Origin of the sequence: Bradyrhizobium ivorense (assembly GCF_900696085.1) — a bacterium.
Taxonomy (GTDB): Bacteria; Pseudomonadota; Alphaproteobacteria; order Rhizobiales; family Xanthobacteraceae; genus Bradyrhizobium; species Bradyrhizobium ivorense.
In genome coordinates, this window is the sequence record NZ_CAADFC020000037.1 from 1 (window position 1) to 16,858 (window position 16,858).

The 16,858-nt window shown below is 59.9% G+C and carries 12 protein-coding genes and 3 pseudogenes; 3 read left to right on the forward strand and 12 right to left on the reverse strand.

Features of this window, described 5'->3' with window-relative positions:
- Positions 1-84 precede the first annotated feature (84 nt).
- Positions 85-507: an IS66-like element accessory protein TnpA gene (gene tnpA / locus CI41S_RS42195; RefSeq protein ID WP_139481344.1), complete on the reverse strand. Its 423-nt coding sequence runs from the start codon at positions 505-507 to the stop codon at positions 85-87.
- Positions 508-594: 87 nt separating this feature from the next.
- Between tnpA and CI41S_RS42200 the strand changes: the two genes are divergently transcribed.
- Positions 595-2,109, forward strand: a complete 1,515-nt coding sequence (locus CI41S_RS42200) for a transposase family protein (RefSeq protein ID WP_139864859.1) — start codon at positions 595-597, stop codon at positions 2,107-2,109.
- Positions 2,110-2,388: 279 nt separating this feature from the next.
- On the opposite strand, the gene CI41S_RS42205 is transcribed toward CI41S_RS42200, so the two are convergent.
- The 8 genes and pseudogenes from CI41S_RS42205 to tnpB all read right to left on the reverse strand — a co-directional run.
- Entirely contained in the window at positions 2,389-2,577 is a 189-nt protein-coding gene (locus tag CI41S_RS42205) for a hypothetical protein (protein WP_430650074.1), read from the reverse strand.
- A pseudogene (locus tag CI41S_RS42210) lies at positions 2,574-2,718 on the reverse strand (transposase domain-containing protein); the annotation flags it as partial. The pseudogene CI41S_RS42210 and the gene CI41S_RS42205, both read right to left, overlap by 4 nt.
- Before the next feature lie 17 nt (positions 2,719-2,735).
- Positions 2,736-3,833 carry a tyrosine-type recombinase/integrase gene (locus CI41S_RS42215; protein ID WP_244626867.1) on the reverse strand — a complete coding sequence of 366 codons (1,098 nt, stop codon included), beginning with the start codon at positions 3,831-3,833 and terminating at the stop codon, positions 2,736-2,738.
- Between the two features lie 46 nt (positions 3,834-3,879).
- Entirely contained in the window at positions 3,880-4,755 is an 876-nt protein-coding gene (locus CI41S_RS42220) for a tyrosine-type recombinase/integrase (RefSeq protein WP_244626868.1), read from the reverse strand.
- Positions 4,752-5,435, reverse strand: coding sequence for a tyrosine-type recombinase/integrase (locus CI41S_RS44865; protein WP_244626869.1), 684 nt, complete (start codon positions 5,433-5,435; stop codon positions 4,752-4,754). The genes CI41S_RS42220 and CI41S_RS44865 overlap by 4 nt, the downstream gene beginning before the upstream one ends.
- Positions 5,392-5,994, reverse strand: coding sequence for a hypothetical protein (locus CI41S_RS44870; RefSeq protein ID WP_244626870.1), 603 nt, complete (start codon positions 5,992-5,994; stop codon positions 5,392-5,394). The genes CI41S_RS44865 and CI41S_RS44870 overlap by 44 nt, the downstream gene beginning before the upstream one ends.
- Before the next feature lie 149 nt (positions 5,995-6,143).
- Positions 6,144-7,132: pseudogene (locus tag CI41S_RS42230) on the reverse strand (IS66 family transposase); the annotation flags it as partial.
- 144 nt (positions 7,133-7,276) lie between these two features.
- Positions 7,277-7,816, reverse strand: a pseudogene (gene tnpB, locus CI41S_RS44875) (IS66 family insertion sequence element accessory protein TnpB); the annotation flags it as partial.
- 1,640 nt (positions 7,817-9,456) lie between these two features.
- Between tnpB and nodU the strand changes: the two are divergent.
- On the forward strand, positions 9,457-11,133 hold the full coding sequence (gene nodU / locus CI41S_RS42245) for a nodulation protein NodU (protein ID WP_139864864.1): 1,677 nt from the start codon (positions 9,457-9,459) through the stop codon (positions 11,131-11,133).
- A 1,209-nt stretch (positions 11,134-12,342) separates the two neighbouring features.
- Here the strand turns inward: nodU and CI41S_RS42255 are convergent.
- Positions 12,343-12,906: a hypothetical protein gene (locus tag CI41S_RS42255; RefSeq protein WP_139864860.1), complete on the reverse strand. Its 564-nt coding sequence runs from the start codon at positions 12,904-12,906 to the stop codon at positions 12,343-12,345.
- 977 nt (positions 12,907-13,883) lie between these two features.
- On the opposite strand from CI41S_RS42255, the gene CI41S_RS42260 reads away from it, so the two are divergent.
- Positions 13,884-14,876: an ATP-grasp domain-containing protein gene (locus CI41S_RS42260; RefSeq protein ID WP_139864861.1), complete on the forward strand. Its 993-nt coding sequence runs from the start codon at positions 13,884-13,886 to the stop codon at positions 14,874-14,876.
- Positions 14,877-15,711: 835 nt separating this feature from the next.
- Here CI41S_RS42260 and CI41S_RS42265 read toward each other — a convergent pair.
- Together CI41S_RS42265 and CI41S_RS42270 are read right to left on the reverse strand one after the other, a co-directional pair.
- Positions 15,712-16,374, reverse strand: coding sequence for an IS110 family transposase (locus CI41S_RS42265; protein ID WP_430650075.1), 663 nt, complete (start codon positions 16,372-16,374; stop codon positions 15,712-15,714).
- Positions 16,323-16,858 (reverse strand): IS66 family transposase (locus tag CI41S_RS42270; RefSeq protein ID WP_139864862.1); only part of this gene is annotated, 536 nt, incomplete at its 5' end. The genes CI41S_RS42270 and CI41S_RS42265, both read right to left, overlap by 52 nt.

Genomic DNA, 16,858 nt, shown 5'->3' on the forward strand with positions numbered 1-16,858 from the left:
CCTTCGCCGCAAGCCCGTCGTGTCCGCAGCGGAAGTCGATCGGCCGCGTGGCCACGTAAATCTTCAGATCAGCACCGGCCGCGATCATCGTGACGCTCGCACCGCACGGATCACCCGGGATAGCTGGTCAGCATCAATGGCCGTATCCGTCCGCAGCACGACATCGCCGATCGCGATCTCAAGCTTGATCGCCGGAACCTGACGCTCCTCCGACGCATCTTCCACAACCAGCGGCGCAAACGTCGGTGGAGACGCCTCGCACGGCGGCAACATACCTCGTTGTCGAAGCCGCCGTCGCCAATCGTAGACCTGCCAGCGCGTCGCTCCGTGCTTGCGCGCCACCTCGGATACCTGGGCGCCGGGTAACAGACTCTCGGCGGCGATCCGAGCTCTCTCAGCTTCCGACCGCACACGACGTCCTGACGGCCCTTCAAGGATCTCCAGCCGGCTCACCGACCCCGCCGATGAGCCGTCCAAATGGACGTCCTTTTTGCTGTCCAATCCCATCCCAAACCTCCGTACAAGCCGGAGGCTTCTTCGCATAGCTACCCAGATCCCGAAGCAAGGGTTCCGGCTAAGCGCTTACGGGCAAAGATGGGGTGGCTGAGCATGGCGACGCGGAAGGAACTGACGGCGGCGGTAGCCGCGCGCTATCGGACGTCGGATCGCGCGAAGAAGGCGCGGATATTGGACGAGTTCGTCGACATCACCGGATTCCATCGCAAGCACGCGATGCGACTACTTCGAGGTCAGGAAGACGTACGCCCGGGTCGGCGGGCGCGACGTCGAGTCTATTCCGAGGCGGAACACAACGCGATCGCGCTTCTTTGGGAGGCGTCAGACCGGATCTGCGGGAAGCGGCTGAAGGCGTTAATGCCTGCGCTGATCGAGGCGATGGAACGGCACGGCCACCTCGACCTCGCTCCCGAGATCCGCGACAAACTTCTGGCGATGAGCGCTGCGACGATCGACCGCGCATTGGCGCGGGTGCGAGACGGGTTAGGTCGCAAGCGCCGACGGCCCGCGACGCACGCCTTGCGTCGCAGGATTCCAATACGGACGTCGGCAGATTGGAACGATCCGGCGCCGGGTTTTGTCGAAGCGGACCTCGTAGCGCACAGCGGTCCATCGGCGCGCGGCAGCTTCATCCAGACCCTCGTGCTCACCGACGTCGCGACCGGTTGGACGGAGTGCGCTCCATTGATTGTGCGCGAACAGACGCTGCTGAGCACTGTGCTGACGGAGTTGCGCAAACAATTGCCCTTCGCGCTGCTCGGCCTCGATACGGACAACGACACCGTGTTTATGAACGAGACGCTGAAGGCCTACTGCGATGCGGGCAACATCGTCTTCACGCGTTGCCGGCCCTACCGCAAGAACGACCAGGCGTTCGTCGAGCAGAAGAACGGCGCGGTCGTGCGCAGGATGGTCGGCTATCGTCGGTTCGAGGGCCTGGAGGCGGCTACACTGCTTGCTCAACTCTACCGATCGGCGCGGCTGTTCGTGAACTTCTTCCAGCCTTCGTTCAAGTTGATAGCCAAACAGCGCGACGGTGCGCGTGTGCGCAAGACGTACAGCGCGCCGGCGACGCCACACCAGCGCTTGGCTGCCGACGCTCGCACGCCCGAAGTGGTTTGCGCCCATCTCCAGGAAATCTATGCCGCTCTCGACCCGGTCGCGTTGCTGCACGATATCCGCGCCGCACAGGAGCGCCTCGCGGCGCTCGCGGATGCCCAGCCAATCGTCGATCCTGCCATGGCATCGCAACCGATCGATCTTTTCTTGGCAAGCCTGCGAACCGCCTGGAAGGACGGAGGTGTGCGACCGACGGATCGGCCAATCGTGAAAGCGAAGAGAGGCCGGCGCCGCCCCGACCCGCTGGTCCGGGTAACGCCAGATTTGCGAAAATGGTTTGAGGCCGAGCCCTGGCGGACCGGTAGTGAACTGCTCTCCCGGTTGCAGGTAGAACATCCCGGGGCCTATCCGAACAAGCTTCTTCGAACGCTTCAGCGCCGCTTGAAATCCTGGCGCAGCGAGCAAGCAAATGCATTGCTGTTCGTCCCCTCGGAGAAGACGCCGTCGACGTATGAGATCACAATACCCCAGTGATGAGCCAGGAACGAGCGGAGGAGGCCGGGCGCTCCGAAACCCCGGCCATCTCCGCACCCGGCCTCCTCCTCATCCATGCCGGGAGCAAAATAAATGAGGCAACGGACCGTACTCGGGAGCATGGATACGTGAGGCAATACGCGCTCTCATCCTGATTGTCGCGCTATAGCCTCGACTTATCACCACCGACCGCAAGCGGCTGTGTATCCGTTCGGCGTAGGCCGCGGTGTCACCGCCTTAGCTGTTCGGGGTGTTCTATGTAGAACTTGATGAGCTCGATTAGGTTGTCGATGCCAAGTCGGTGAACGCCTGGACGCCGTCTTCTCCGACGCCATAGACCCAGATGACGCCATCATCGATCTCCATCTCGTTGGCGATGTCCCACAGCCAATCTTCATCTTCGCCAAGGTCTTTGGCGACTTTAGCGAGGGTGGTGACGTGATGGACCTTGTTGATGTGCGTGCTCATGCTGCTTGAGCGGAGAGCGTTGATGACAGCGTCCAATTCCAGGGCAGAAGGTAGTCCAAGCGATCAGCCGGGGTGGGCGGCAATGCGAGCAAGGACATCCGCCAGCCACACCTGCGGGTCGATCACGTTCATTTTTGCCGTTTATGCCGCCCGCCGAACTATGCCGAACGGGTCCGGTATGGCGCGTCGTTGTCACGGTGGCATCGTCGATCGCGTGCACGGCAGCCCCATTCCATTCGGCATAGTTTGGTCGTTCGGAGCGCCTCCAGAAAGGCGAGCAGGCGGTCGTTCGGCTGGAAGCGGGTTCGCTTGCCTCGCTCGTACGGCTTGAGCTTCGCCAGGGCAGCTTCCTTGAGGGCGAGATGGGCGTGCAGGTACGTCTGCGTCGTCTCGACCGATTCATGACCGAGCCACAGCGCGATCACGGAGCAGTCGACGCCGGCTTGCAGCAGTTCCATCGCAGCGCTGTGCCTCAGCACATGCGGTGACACGCTCTTGGCCTTCAAAGACGGGCAACTCTTGTGAGCGATGCGAACATGCTTTCCCAGCAGCGACTGGACGCTGTCGGCACTGAGCCGGCCCCCGTGCACGTTGGGGAACAACGCTGTTGCTCCTTTCCGTAACGGCTCCTTGAGCCATGCCTGGAGCGCGCACCGAGCGAGTGTGGTCAGCGGAGTGGTCCGCTCCTTCCGCCCTTTACCGACGCATCGTACGTGTGCGCCAGACCCGAGGTGGACGGCATCCCGGTCAAGGCCAGTCAGCTCGGAGAGGCGTAAGCCCGTCTGGGCCGCGACCAGCAGCAAGGTGTGATCGCGGCGGCCAAGCCACGTCGTTCGATCGGGCGCGGCGAGAACCGCCTCTATCTCGGGGCGCGTCAGGAAGTGCACCTGTCGCTTATCGTGGCGCTTGCTCGGTATGGCGAGCACGCGCTGGATCAGCGCACTGTGTGCCGGCTCCTCGAAGGACACGAATCTGAAGAAGGATCGGATGGCGGTCAGACGCAGGTTACGCGTCTTCGCGCTGGCGCCGCGCTTTACCTCGAGATCGGTTAGGAACGCGCCGATGAAGGTTGCGTCCAAATCGGTGAGCGTCAGGGCCGATGGTGGCTTCCGCAGCTGCACCTGTGCGAACATGAACAGTAGCCGGAACGTGTCCCTGTAGGAGGCGATCGTGTTGGCGCTAACGTTGCGCTGGCGCATGAGGCGCTCGGTGAAGAAGCGCTCGATCAACGTGGCGACATTGCAGGCGGGCTTCATGGCGTCACCTCCCACCGCCGATCGAGACGCCGCGCCGCTTCTTCCATCAACTCGGGGCAGGCCGAGAGATACCAGTAGGTATCGCGCACGCAGGCGTGGCCGAGGTAAGTGGAGAGCACTGGGAGTTGCTGCTCGACGTCCTTGCCTTCGCGATACCAGTCGAGCAGCGTCCGGATGGCGAAGCGATGATGGAAGTCGTGCACGCGTGGCCCGGTACGATCACCTGGGCGCCGCAGCCCGATCTCTCGGGACAATCGCCAGAAGACGCGATGACGTACTGGTGCAGCAAGCGGCCTCCCTGTTCGGCAACGAAGAAGGTCGAGCCGCAGCGTGATCCGAGCATCGCGTCGCGCCGGTGGGCGTAGTCGCGCAACGCGGTTCTCGTCGTCGGATGCAATGGCACGAGCCGCGACTTGCCGAACTTGGTCAGCCGGACCGTCAGCACGCCGGCGTCGAGGTCGACGTCATCACGCTCCAGGCCCATCGCCTCGGATATACGCAGGCCCGTCACCGCGATCAGCCCGAACAGGGTATGGTAGGTCCATCGGCGCAGCCCGCCCGCTGGCGGCAGAGCCAGCGGTGCCGTCAGCAACGCATCGATCTCCGCGTCGCAGTAGACATAGGGCTTGGCGCGCTTCCATCCGGGCAGCATGCCGACGGGCGGTACCTGCGTTCTCGGATCGAAGTTGGCGACATGGCGCGCGAACCCGCGCACGTCGCTCAATCGCAGCGCCCAGGATGCATGACGATCGGGCGGCAGCGTTGCCCATTCCATTGCCAGGTTCGTCGTGATGATCCTGGCTTTGCGCTTCTCCATAAAGGCGACGAAGTCGGCGAGCCGACGGGTCTGGTGCTCGTACTTGTAGCCAAACCTCTTGCGCATGCTCAGGTACTTATCGAGTGCGGCGCGCAGATTGGTCATTGCACGCCTCCCGGCCAGGGCAGGCTCAATGTTCTCAACGCATCGATATCGACCTTCGCGTAAATCCGGGTAGTGTCGTGGTTCTCGTGCCGCAGCAACTGTCCGATATCCGACAAGGTCGCGCCAGATCGGAGAAGCTCGATAGCGAGACTGTGGCGGAAGATATGGGCGCCGCGGTGTGCGCAACCTTCGATTCCAACGCGATCGAGAGCGGCCTTGGCGATCATGGTGATCGCGCATCCGGAAGCAAGGCCGACGTGTGGCGCGAGTGTGCGGACGAACAGCCGTCGGCACGACGACTTTGGGCGGCCATTGCGCAGATAAGCAACGATAGCCGCGCCAACGTCTGGCGGTATCGGCATCCGTGCCCGCTGTCGGCCCTTGGCGCGAACGAGTATCTCGCTGGCGCGCCAGTCGATATCATCGAGCGTGAGCGTTGCGACCTCGTTGGCCCGCAGGCCGAGCTTGGCCAGCAGCAACAGAATGGCGTAGTCGCGCCGTCCTATCACCGTCTCTCGGCCGCAACCGTCGAGAGCCTTCCGCACCTGAGCGGCAGGCAGATAGGTCGGTAGAGTTGCGAGCCTCCATCGGCGCACCGATGGAACGCAATCCGCCAACGAGCGCGCGTTCAGCCCCCTATGGTGGAGGTAGCGGAGAAAGGCACGCAACGACCAGCACATCGCCTTGCCTGTTCCCCGGGCTCCAATCCTGGGCGTGGCGCTCAATGTAGCGGATCACGTCCTCTTGGCTGATCTTGCACAGGGCGGCGACGCCGCCGGAGCACACCTCGTGTAGGAACCTGCGGATGACTGGGAGATGGCGGACGATGGACCTCGGGGCCAGGCCGCGCTCTGATCGCAGGTAGGCATCGAACTCCTTGAAGATCTGTTCGTGCGGGGTGAGAGGCGGCAGCACCAACGGCGCGATCACGCCTTCCTCGCGCAGCACCAACAGCCATCGCTTGAGCGCGGCCCGGTCACCGGGTTGGATAGACTGCCTCCCGCCTCGATGTCGGAGGTACCGCTCAACGACCTGCTCATCGAGATCGACCAGCTCATAGCGACGGCCTGCCATCCAACTCAGGAGCCCGCCAACCACGTTGAGGCAACGCCATGTGCCGTGCCGAACGAGCCTCTCTTCGATGAGACGAGCGGCGTAGCGCTCGATGAGTTGTCTGTGCGGCCCGCTTCTGAGACGCCGGCACAGCCGGCTTCTGCCCAAGTACTCTTCAACTTCCATCTTCCTGTTCTCCGCTGTTGAAAGCGGAGGCACAGAACGAACTATGCCGAACCGACCAAACGCCGGTCAGCGAGAAATCTGGGGAAAACGACCCGCCTCGGCATAGTTCGGCGGGCGGCATAAACGGCACTATGCCGCACTCGGCATAGCGCTGTGACGATCAGGCTGTACATGGCCGCCGCACGCCGTCCGCCGCGATCGGAGCCGCAGAACAGCCAGGACTTTCGGCCAAGAGCAATGCACCTCAGCCCTCGCTCCGCGGCATTGTTGGAGAGGCACACGCGCTCGTCCTCAAGGAACAAGGTGAAGCTCGACCAGCGCTTTAGAATGTAGTTGAACGCCTTGGCCAGGTCATGCCCACGGGAGAACTTGGCGAGTTGTTCGCGCATGTAGACCTGAAGATCATCGGCCAAGCGCCGACTCAGCGTCTGCCGCACCTGAAGGCGCTCCTCGGCACTCTTGCCATTGATGGAGCGCTCGATCTCAAACAGTGCATCGATCCTCCGCACAACCTTGATCGCGATCGGCGAGAGCGCCTTCTTGCCGGCGGCCAACAGGCTCGGACCAGCCCATCCCCGGCGCACGGCATGGGACGGCGCCGGCGCTTAGCTGATCTTCTCGCAGTCGCGAGAGGAGAACTTCTCCCGGACCGCCTCGATTACCCTCCACTGCCGCGGCACCACTTCCAGCGTCAGCGTGACGTCTTCACCGAGCTTGCGCAGTCGGTTGCTGCCGCAGCATTCACAAGCTGCGGGCCAATCACGCGCTCCCGTGGCACATGCTCGGGAAAGGTCTGACGCTCGGGGCGCTTACGTGTAAATCCGCGCACCGTGGTCATCTTGGCCAGGGCCCGTTCGGCCGCAAGCTCGTCCTCGGTCGCGTCGACTTTCAGCCCCTCGAATGTCAGCGCCAACTGCTCGATCAGGCGCGACGAACGCTCCGACCGGTGGCCGTAGATCTGATGCCTTAGCTTGGCCATCTGCAGCTTCTGCTGCGCGATCAGTGTTTCATCTTCTGACGCTTTCGCGCGGGCGACCGAGAGTTCGGCGGCGATCTCCAATTCCTTCGCGCGCTCGACTGCCAGCGCCCTCTTCAGGGCGGCAATGTCATCCGGAGCAACGTCGCGATCTGCATTCATGCGACGCAATGAATCACAGATTGGACGCCATGGGACTCCCCAAAATGCCAGCAGCTGCAGATTTTCCTGGATCAGCCCGCGCTCTGCGGTCGCCAGCTCAGTTGCGGATTGCGCCAGTCGATCCCTTCCAGCATAGGCCATCTGCGCCGCCGAGATCGATACCGCGCCGTCCGACGTCGAGGGCCAGATGAACTTGCCGCGATCCATGCGCTTCGCGTAAAGCGACATGCCCAACCCGTCATGCCACAGAATCTTGCCCCGATCGCCGCTGCGGCCCCGGAAGATGTAGGGATGGCCACCATGAGGATCGCGCTTAGGCTCACCTGAACCGTAAGAGCCAGGCTTCGCATGTCGCGACGCATATCGGTTTGGCCAGTTGCGATCCAGACCCTGACGCCGCTTGGTATCGCGATCATCGCCGCCGCAGAACCTCGAGAACCCGCTGCAGCGCCTCACCGGCACGTCGCGATCAACGCGAACACGACAGCCGCCGCCAAGCTCGATCTCGATGATTCCAGCCCTTGCGCGTGGCGCAGGAGGCGAAGACGCCAGTTGCAACGTGCTGATCGATGCCGGCCGGCGCAGGTGTGATCTCGACAGGAACCAGAGCTGGCACCGCATCACGTCCCAGGCGGCCCTGGCGCGCCTGCCGACATCGCCGCCGACGCTCGGCGCCCAACACATTGACCTGCATTCGCCACGTGACCTTAAAGCTAGACTTAAGGTCAAATCCTCAGGCCACCCCTCAAACTATGTAAGGCGGTCGCCGCCGGCGGAATACGCGGTTGTTCCGGCGTTTGCCGTTGATGGTGCGCTCGATCTCCAACAGGCTATGCACGCGTCGCAGGGCCTCGTTGCCAATCGGTGCCTCTCCAGATGATGTATTTCGGGCGGGGCGTGTCCAGCACACGCCATTGCGCCGGGTCACGTCGAGGCGCTTGCTGACGGCTTCGCCGATCTCGTGGAGACGGCGTTTCAAGAACCTCGAGCCGGCTCACCAACCCTGGCGATGAGCCCTCCAAATGGACATCCTTTTTGCTGTCCAATCCCATCCCGAACCTCGGTCCAAACCGGAGGCTTCTTCGCACTGCTATCCAGATCCCGAAGCAAGGGTTCCGGCTAAGAGCTTACAGACATACTGGCGTAAATACGCGTAGCGCTGAGCCTGCAGAGGAGTCGGTCCAGTGCAAAAAGGGTTCCGGGGAAGCGCTTATCCAGCAGTTTTAGATTCCGGTTCAATCGGTTTCGCATAGATAGGCTACTTGCCAGTTCGCGGCTTGCCGTCTGGCCCCCAAGCCTTGGTCGGTAACGCGATGCCAATTTCGGTGGCGATCGAGTGGGGCTACGCCCCTCCCCCAGGAGAACTATTTGTGCTCGCTTCAATCCGCGCTGCCCGTCATTGCCGAGCGGCATGACACCTCAACGGTACGGTCGTTCCTCGAAAGCTGAAGGTTTCTTGCTTCGGTATCCTCACCGCTTCATGAAGTGCGCACTAATTTGATCGAGCCCGCAACCGGCGATGCTCAGTTGTTCGGCTGTATCGCGTGCGGCCGTCAGAAATCAAACAGGCGAGCTGTCGGGAAGCTTCCAGTCTATTCCCGGACCCGACAATCGGGCGCAAAACCGCTAACGAGCGTCTGGTTCGCACTGGTCTGAATCCTGCAGGACGGTCCGGCGCGGCTAGATAAGGGACGCGATTAAATTTGGATCTGCGCGCGCTAGCAGGTGACTGTCATGGAAGATTTTCCACGCCCAAAGACAAGACCAGAAAGCAGCTTGCCTGATTGCAATTCCTACAACAAGTGGTCGTACATGTGGAGCGAGGTGAGTAAATCGTGGAGTTGGACGAGAGTATCTATTCATTAAAGCGCCAATTTGCTGCCGAGGATTATGGCGCCTCTACCATGGTCCGTTCGAGCGCGAGCGACACACGCGAAACCACCGGCGCTTGCTCTCCGGAGCATCTAGCAAGAGTGGCATCGAAGTCAGCTGCGCGACGGACCAAGTCACGGAAAAATATTGGCATATCTCCGCGACGGACTCGCAGCGATGGATGCCTCGGTGCGAACTACCGGCGTGTCAACCGACAAAAAGGTGGGAAATCCTCAGGAAGGCATGACGATACGTGGGATCAATTGGTCGGTGCGCATGCCTCCCCTAGTTCTGCATGGGGATCCGCGCGAGTTCGCTGCTCGTTGACGAGAGCCGATTCACATCGAGCATCTGGCGTACGAGCAGTCAGGAGAGGTTGCTTACTCGTCCGGTCTCAGTTTCGGACCTCGTTGTTGAACAATCGAAATACTAACCTCAAATTGGAGGCGGCTATGCGCATCTGCGGTATCAAACTGACACATGATGGAGCAATCGCAATTATCGAAGACGATCGTCTTCTCTTTTGTATCGAGCAGGAAAAGATCGGCAACAATCCCCGCTACAAAGCGATTGATAATCTTGATGCGATTACCGCCGCTCTAGCGGACCACGGTCTGCGGCCGGGAGACGTTGATCGGTTCGTTATCGACGGCTGGTTCGGAGAGGTCGAGTCACAGTTCCAGGTCCTGAGCGGTGTGCGGCCTATCACTCTCAAAGGTGCGCCGTATGTCGAGCGGCATGCCAAGGACCTCCTCGTTTCCAATGACAGCCATGGGCTGATGCTCGACGGAAGGAGCTTCCGCTATAGCAGCTACCCGCACGTGGTAGACCACTTGACGTCCGCTTACTGCACCAGCCCTTTTGCAAAAGAGACGCAATCCAGCTTCTGCCTAGTGTGGGACGGCGTTATCTTTCCGCGTCTGTATTACATGGAACCCTGTGGCGCCCGGTTCCTCGAGTGCCTTTTCCCAATGGTTGTTAACGTCTATGTTTACGCGGCATATCACTTCGGTCAATATAAGCGGCCGACCAGCAGCGCGTTGGACTTGGGGCTCGCCGGTAAGCTAATGGCCTACATCGCGCTCGGGTCTGTTAGCGAGGAAATCATAGCGGTTTTTGAGCAGCTCTACCAGCAACGCTTTGCTTCCAACACGGAGCTTGCCCGTCACTATCGCGCGGACATCAATAAGTGGGAGGTCCTACAGGCGGCTATACATGACTTCTTCCATGCGAGCGCGCTGCGGCTGAGGGTTGAAGCACCCGAAGACGTGCTTGCATCCTTTCATGCTTTCATCGAACGTCTGCTCATTCGCACGATGGCGATTGCTTTGCAGCGGCATTCGCCTAAGTTAGGGCTGCGAAATTTGTGCATAGCCGGTGGCTGCGCTCTCAATATCAAATGGAATAGTGCGCTTCGTGCCTCCGGCCTATTCGACGCTATCTGGGTGCCCCCCTTTCCGAACGATAGTGGCTCGGCGGTCGGTGCTGCTTGTTCCGCAATGGCCGCGCACAAGGGATTTGTGCCGTTGGAGTGGTCGGTCTACAGTGGCCCGGCTCTGCAAGGGAGCGAAGTGCTGCCCGAATGGGACGCGGCGCCGTGCAGTGTGGGGGAACTTGCGACGATCCTCGCCAGCAACAAGCCGGTAATTTTTCTCGCCGGACGCGCAGAGCTTGGACCGCGCGCGCTGGGTGCTAGAAGCATTCTCGCGGCCGCCACTTCGCCAAGAATGAAGGATTTTCTCAACGACATCAAACTCCGTGAACACTTCCGGCCGGTAGCTCCGATATGTTTGGAGGATCGTGCGCCGGATATCTTCAGTCCTGGCACGCCGGACCCTTACATGCTTTTCGATCATCAGACGCGACCAGAATGGCGAGACAAAATCCCCGCCGTTATGCACTTGGACGGATCAGCGCGGTTACAGACCATTTCCAGAACCTCTCAGCATAAAGTCGCTGAACTTCTCGTCGCATATGAAAGACTCACAGGCATTCCGTTACTTTGTAATACAAGTGCTAACTACCACGGATGCGGGTTCTTCCCGGATGCCGCGACAGCCGGCAAATGGGGAGCCGTTGAACATATATGGTGCGACGGCCAGCTCTGGATCAAAAAGCTTACAGCATGACTGTGGCCCTACGACCCGTTACGATGATCGCCTGATGGACGATAGCTACGGCAGTGCTTACCTGGCTGAGACAGCGAGCAAGAGCAAGCTTGAGGGTCCGGGCAAGACCGCGATGCGCAGCGGGTCTGTGAGGGCACGCACGCTCGCTTCGCACGGAGTCGGTCAGAGCACCAAGCAAAGTTCCATCTATATAAGGACGTGTTGACACGGTCTTCCAGAATGTGCCGCTGACGAGGGGTTGCGCGCAGATCTGGGATCTCCATTGCGCACCGGAATACGCGGCGGAGCGAAACTACGAGACCCGCGGTACATCGATTACTGTTGCAGTATCACGAAACGACTCGCAAGCAGTGTCTGGCTACAATCTCATCATTGGATACCGGTGGGTTATAAGAATTATTCCAGTGTTTCCGTCTGCAGCGTATTAGGTTGAGAACACCGGCGGCCATAGGAGAGCGCCGAAAAACGGTTGCTGAGAGGTCAGCGTCGTTCCGCTCCCGATCTGACAGCCACGATTGGCCTGCCCAGGCAATTGGACGTGGCCAGATGTCTCCTCCCATATGTTCCCGACTATGCGCCAGACAGTTAGCGGGCCAACAAAGGCATGACGAGCCCGGGCCACGTATTAGCAAGCGCCAATCTTCAATGGTGGTTATCATTTGCAATAGCTTTGTTCGCGCGCAAGTCGAGCACGCAGGCTGCAAACCCAGTCTGGCTCCCACGCGTGTAGATTTGAGCATGCAACGAAGAGTCAGCCGATGGATGCCATCGTCATCCTGCAGAGGCGCGTGATGTCGTTTACGGGCAGCTTCACAATACGCCGGATCGTCGGCGCGACAACTGGGAAAGCTGCGCATTCAAGAAGGATAACCGCGATGTCGCGATGAGCGGCGCGGAGTGTCGCGATGCAGGTGGCAACCTCCGTCTCGATGGCGCGACATTCATCGGCGGTGCTGGACGCTTTAACTCGTCGGACCAGACCTGGCCGCCTTCGATGCCTCCGATCAGGATCCTTGCTCTGTCACGCGGATCATCGATCGCGAGCAGATATTCACTGCGTCGAATCGTAGGTCAGAACGCCTATCTTCGCCTCTGGCGGTAGCTGGCGGAGCAAGCTCGGTAACAGGAGAAGACTGGACATTACGACCAGGCACATTCACCGATGCAGCGACAGCCGGCTGATGCCGGATCGAGAAGCCGCAGCTCGAACTAATCGCGGCGGCCTCGCTCGATGAGCCGCCGGGCGGCTGCAATGAAGGCCGGTCTCAGGGTCGTATCGCCACGCACGACGTTTCTACCCAAGCCCCAGCAACTGTTTCCCAGATGGTCGGAAAATCGAATGTAGCTGGATTCAGCATTGAACCGGGAACTAGTCTCGGCGGCTGAGCGCCTGGCGCCAACCCGCGTTTCAGATGCAAGATCCCGAGCGTAAGGTTTGTAATGCCATGACGACGATGACGCGCTGGCCGCATTTTCGAGCAGTTTGCCTTGAAAAGATGAGGAGCTTTGGATCGACTTGTCGATTTCGATGTGTTCCCATAATTGCGATTCGAGTTCGGCGGCCTTCTCGAACCTGCCGCGGCGGATGCAAATGGAAGCCAGGATGCGCCTCGGGCCTCCTTTACGGCTCGCACTTTGTCGGTACGCATAGTTGCCAACTGCCGGATGTAGGTCAACGCTGGACGAGATCTGTAGGTTGATCAGCCTGAAAAAGTGCAGGAACTCCCCTACTAGTGGGCGTCGCATGCTCGTCCCGATCTTGTCGTCCAGCATGCTGAGTGTCGGGACAAGGTCGCGGTGCCGCTGCGCATGTATCCTGCGCTGTGGTGCTGGAACGCTCCATCGCCCTTTTCCGGCGGATCGAGATAACATCCAAGCCCGTCCTTCCACGTCTGCGACCAAGCTCTTGCTGCGCGATGCTTGAACGTGTTCGCGAGATGTCGCTTGAGCTCGTGCGCATGCCAGATGCGACGCACGCTTCCATTGGCTACACGCGCTGCCTTCGTCGTGCTGGGTACGCTGCGATCCGGCGCATTCTGCGGCTTCTCCTGAACCGTCATGTACATGACCTACTTGATCTCTTCGCTGACAACGGTTGGGCTCAGACTGGAGGTGTCCTTCAGGCAGCCCGTCAAGCCTTTCGCGATCCGGTGCGGACACCAGCGACGCACTCTCTGCAAAGTGTTGCTCAGAGCAGCTGCAATTATCTCCGCCGTCGATCCATGGTTTGCCAGCAGCAGGTCGATGCTCTCCAACTTAGTTTCTGGGGTGCATTCCCGTCCCGGATAGCTGCTCCAGTCGTCAACATCCGCCGCGCTGATCGCAATCTCTTAGATACTTACCATCCCCCGAAAGAATTGCTGTTCGCATCAAAGCGTGAGTCGTGTGTCGGCGACTGAGCATTAAGGATCTGAAATGCCATTCCGGGACCGTGCAATGCTTCAGCAGCGATTGTATCACGTACAGTGGAATAGTTCGTCGAAGTGAAAGAAGCGCTTTTGCGGCGACACTCTCTGCATGGCTTGCATAATCGCGGTTCGCCTCGAACATTCGTCTCCGGAGGTAACAGCTTTCTTTCGGCGTTTTGGTGGAGGGATTGGTCGTCGGTGTCTCATCGAGAATATTACAGCAGGAGCAAAAGTGGCCCCACCTACCGGTTTTAGTGAGAGGTGCACTCCGCCCATAGCACAGCTCTCGCATTGGCCCACCTCTTGCTTGAGCCTGCACCATTCTTTCTTAGGAGGACTGTGATGAGACTACTCATACTCACGAACAACCTCGATGCCCTAGGTGAAAATGATGCACTTCTTAGTAACGCATTCTGCCGCCGGGGTTGCGAAGTAATTTTGGGCGAGATCAATGGTATCGCCGCTGAGGATTACCGCTATTTTACAGCAGGAGTGTTGGTATCTGGCAGCGGCGAGGCGTTTCGTGCTGGCTCAGCGGCCTTAGGGGATCGGCGGACATTCTTTCTTGATGAATGCCAACTGATCTGGGTCCTGAGTTTCCCGCAGGACAGCGTGGCGCGCGATGTCTGGCAAATGTTGTGGTTGGCTTCCCGACATACCCCGTTTGTTAACAGTATCGAGGGGCTTGTGTTTCTAAATACAAAGCACTCGTTGGGCTATCTTGTGCCAAAGAAGAACAGAGCCCTTTCATATATATCAAATGATTTCGGTTCGATTTGGGAGCGCTATCGGCAGGCTCCAGATCAGTGGTGGGTGGCCAAGCCGCCAAATGCCGCTTGCGGGCAGAATGTCTTCTTGCTTCCCCCAAGCGGGACCAATGTCCGAACGATACTGCAATGCCTTACCGGAAATACCGTCGCGCACAAAGAGCTCGACCACGGCGGGCTGGGCGGCTTCAAAGCCGAGTACGCTGTTCTTCAGCAGTTTATCCGGGAGGTCGCCCAAGGCGAAAAGCGGGTGGTCGTTGCTTGCGGCAAAGCTGTTGCCTGGCATGGTCGGCAAGGCAACCCGCATGATCACAGGTCAAACACAACACAAGGAGGAGAGGCGATCGCAGTCGATCTGCATTCCGATGAGATCGAACTCGCGGAGTCAATCGGCCGGACGCTAATGACGCATGGAATTAATTTCGTCGGGATAGATATGGCGTATCCATACATACTCGAACTCAATATGGCCTATCCAGGTGGATTACACGAAGCAAATTTAGCTTCTGGGATAGATCGATCAGATCGAGCTGCAGAACTAATCATTGCTCACTTCATTAGTCATTGAAGCAGTCGCCGCTGCGGAGAGGTGGCTCGGCAGATGTTGTGTGGCCCTGGTCCGAACGCTGGGACACTATGCTAGCCTGTGGCGAATTGGCCGCCGGGCATGGCTGTTCGCGCCTGACGCGCTCGATAACGGTTTGATCAGTCTCAATCATCGGAATGGCTCGGATCCGCTGCGGCTGTGAAGGCAAGATGGCGGTCCGTACTCCGGGAGCCGAAGAACGTGGTCGCAGAAGTCCGGCCTCGCGCGGTGGTGCTGGGGCGCCGCGCTTCTTCTCGACGTGCTTCATATCGAGTTCTGCCGGCGTGGTCCTGTCATCTGCGAAGACGAGCAGCAGGTTGGAAACTGTTCTCATATGCCTCGCAGGTATGCGTCTTGGGTAGATTTCCGCGCAAGAAGGCGCCCGAGAAAGGGCGAGCGAAGTCATGCGGCACATCATGTTGGTGTTCGCCTGGGTCGGCGATCTTGCTCGTCAGAGCGGGTGTCACTGCAATCAAAATAGATGTTAGTTACGTGGGCGTAGCCGAGGTACATTCAGCGCAACGACATGTCGAGTGTGCCAGCACTCTTCCAACACCCGACCACGCAGGTACGGGCCGATCGTGGATGCGCGGGCCTCTGAGTGAGCTGCTGCCGGTTTGATGGACACTGCGGTGAAGCTAATCCCACCTTGCGCTCGAATTCAACCGGGCTGAGATAGGCGATGGTCGAGTGCCTGCGGGTCGGTTCGTAAAGGCTTGGCCCCTTTGTCAGTTAGCGCCGCTATCAAGGAGTCCAGCTTGCGCTCGCAAGTCAAGCATCTTGGCTTGGTAGCTGTCATAGAGTTCGAGCGACTGGGTCAGCGCGAAGACATGTTCGTCCCGATCGTTACCACCAGTGCGGTGCGGATCGTCTCGATCGAGGAATTCACGGTAGGTCGCCAACACGTCAGGATTGCCCTGGCGACAATCGGTCGGACAATCCGCATCCCGGTCGCGCCGGTGATGTCAGAGACAAGGCGATGAAGCTGCCGGTTCATCTCTATCAGAACCTTTTGCATGTGCTGGATGTGGGCGGCTGCGTATTCGACGAGCCGCTCGCGCTGACGCAGATAGGCGCGTAGGGTTGCGATCTCGGCATCATGGCGGAAGCTCCCGCGTAGCAGACCGCAGGAATAGAGCTGGCGCAGCCATGCGGGCTCGCTGACATCTGGCTTGCGCCCAGGCACGTTCTTGGCATAACGCCCATTGACCAGAATGACCTCGAACGCGCGCTGCTCGAGAACCTCGTATTCCCGGATCCAATAGACGCCGGTGGATTCCATCGCGACACTCGTCATGCCTGAGGCTTTGAACCAGTCTGCCAAATCATGCAGGTCCTGCGTAAATGTGCCGTACACATACGATGAAGACCGCCCGATTGACGCGTGCGCGCGGGCCCGGCGAGCTCTATGATGGCGTTGCGTGAAGGTCAGGCGGCCTGTTGACCGGCGGGCTTGCCGGCTTGGCCCAGGAGCTTCCATTCCCAGGGCAGCAGTTCGTGCAGATGCGATGTGGAAAGATCGGCGATACGGGCGAGGACGTCGGCGAGCCAGGCCTTGGGATCGACCTCGTTGAGGCGACAGGTCGTGATCATCGTCAGCATGATGGCGGCACGGTCGGCGCCACGCTGGCTACCAGCGAAGGTCCAGTTGCGCCTTCCCAAGGCGATGCCTCTCAATGCGCGCTCAGCGCAATTGTTGGTCAAGCAGATCCTGCCATCGTCGAGGAAGCGGCCGAAGTCGTCCCAGCGCCTGAGCATGTAGTTCATAGGCTTCAGGACCTCGGAGGAGCGCGAGAGGGTTTCGCGCTCGCGCAACAACCAGGCGTGCATGTCCTCGAGAAGCGGCTTGCTCTTTTCCTGGCGCACGGCGCGCCGCTCGTCGGCGTCGCGGCCGTTGATGGCGCGCTCGATCTCGAACAGCGCATCGAGGCGCCTGACCGCCTCCAGCGCGATCGGAGAGACCG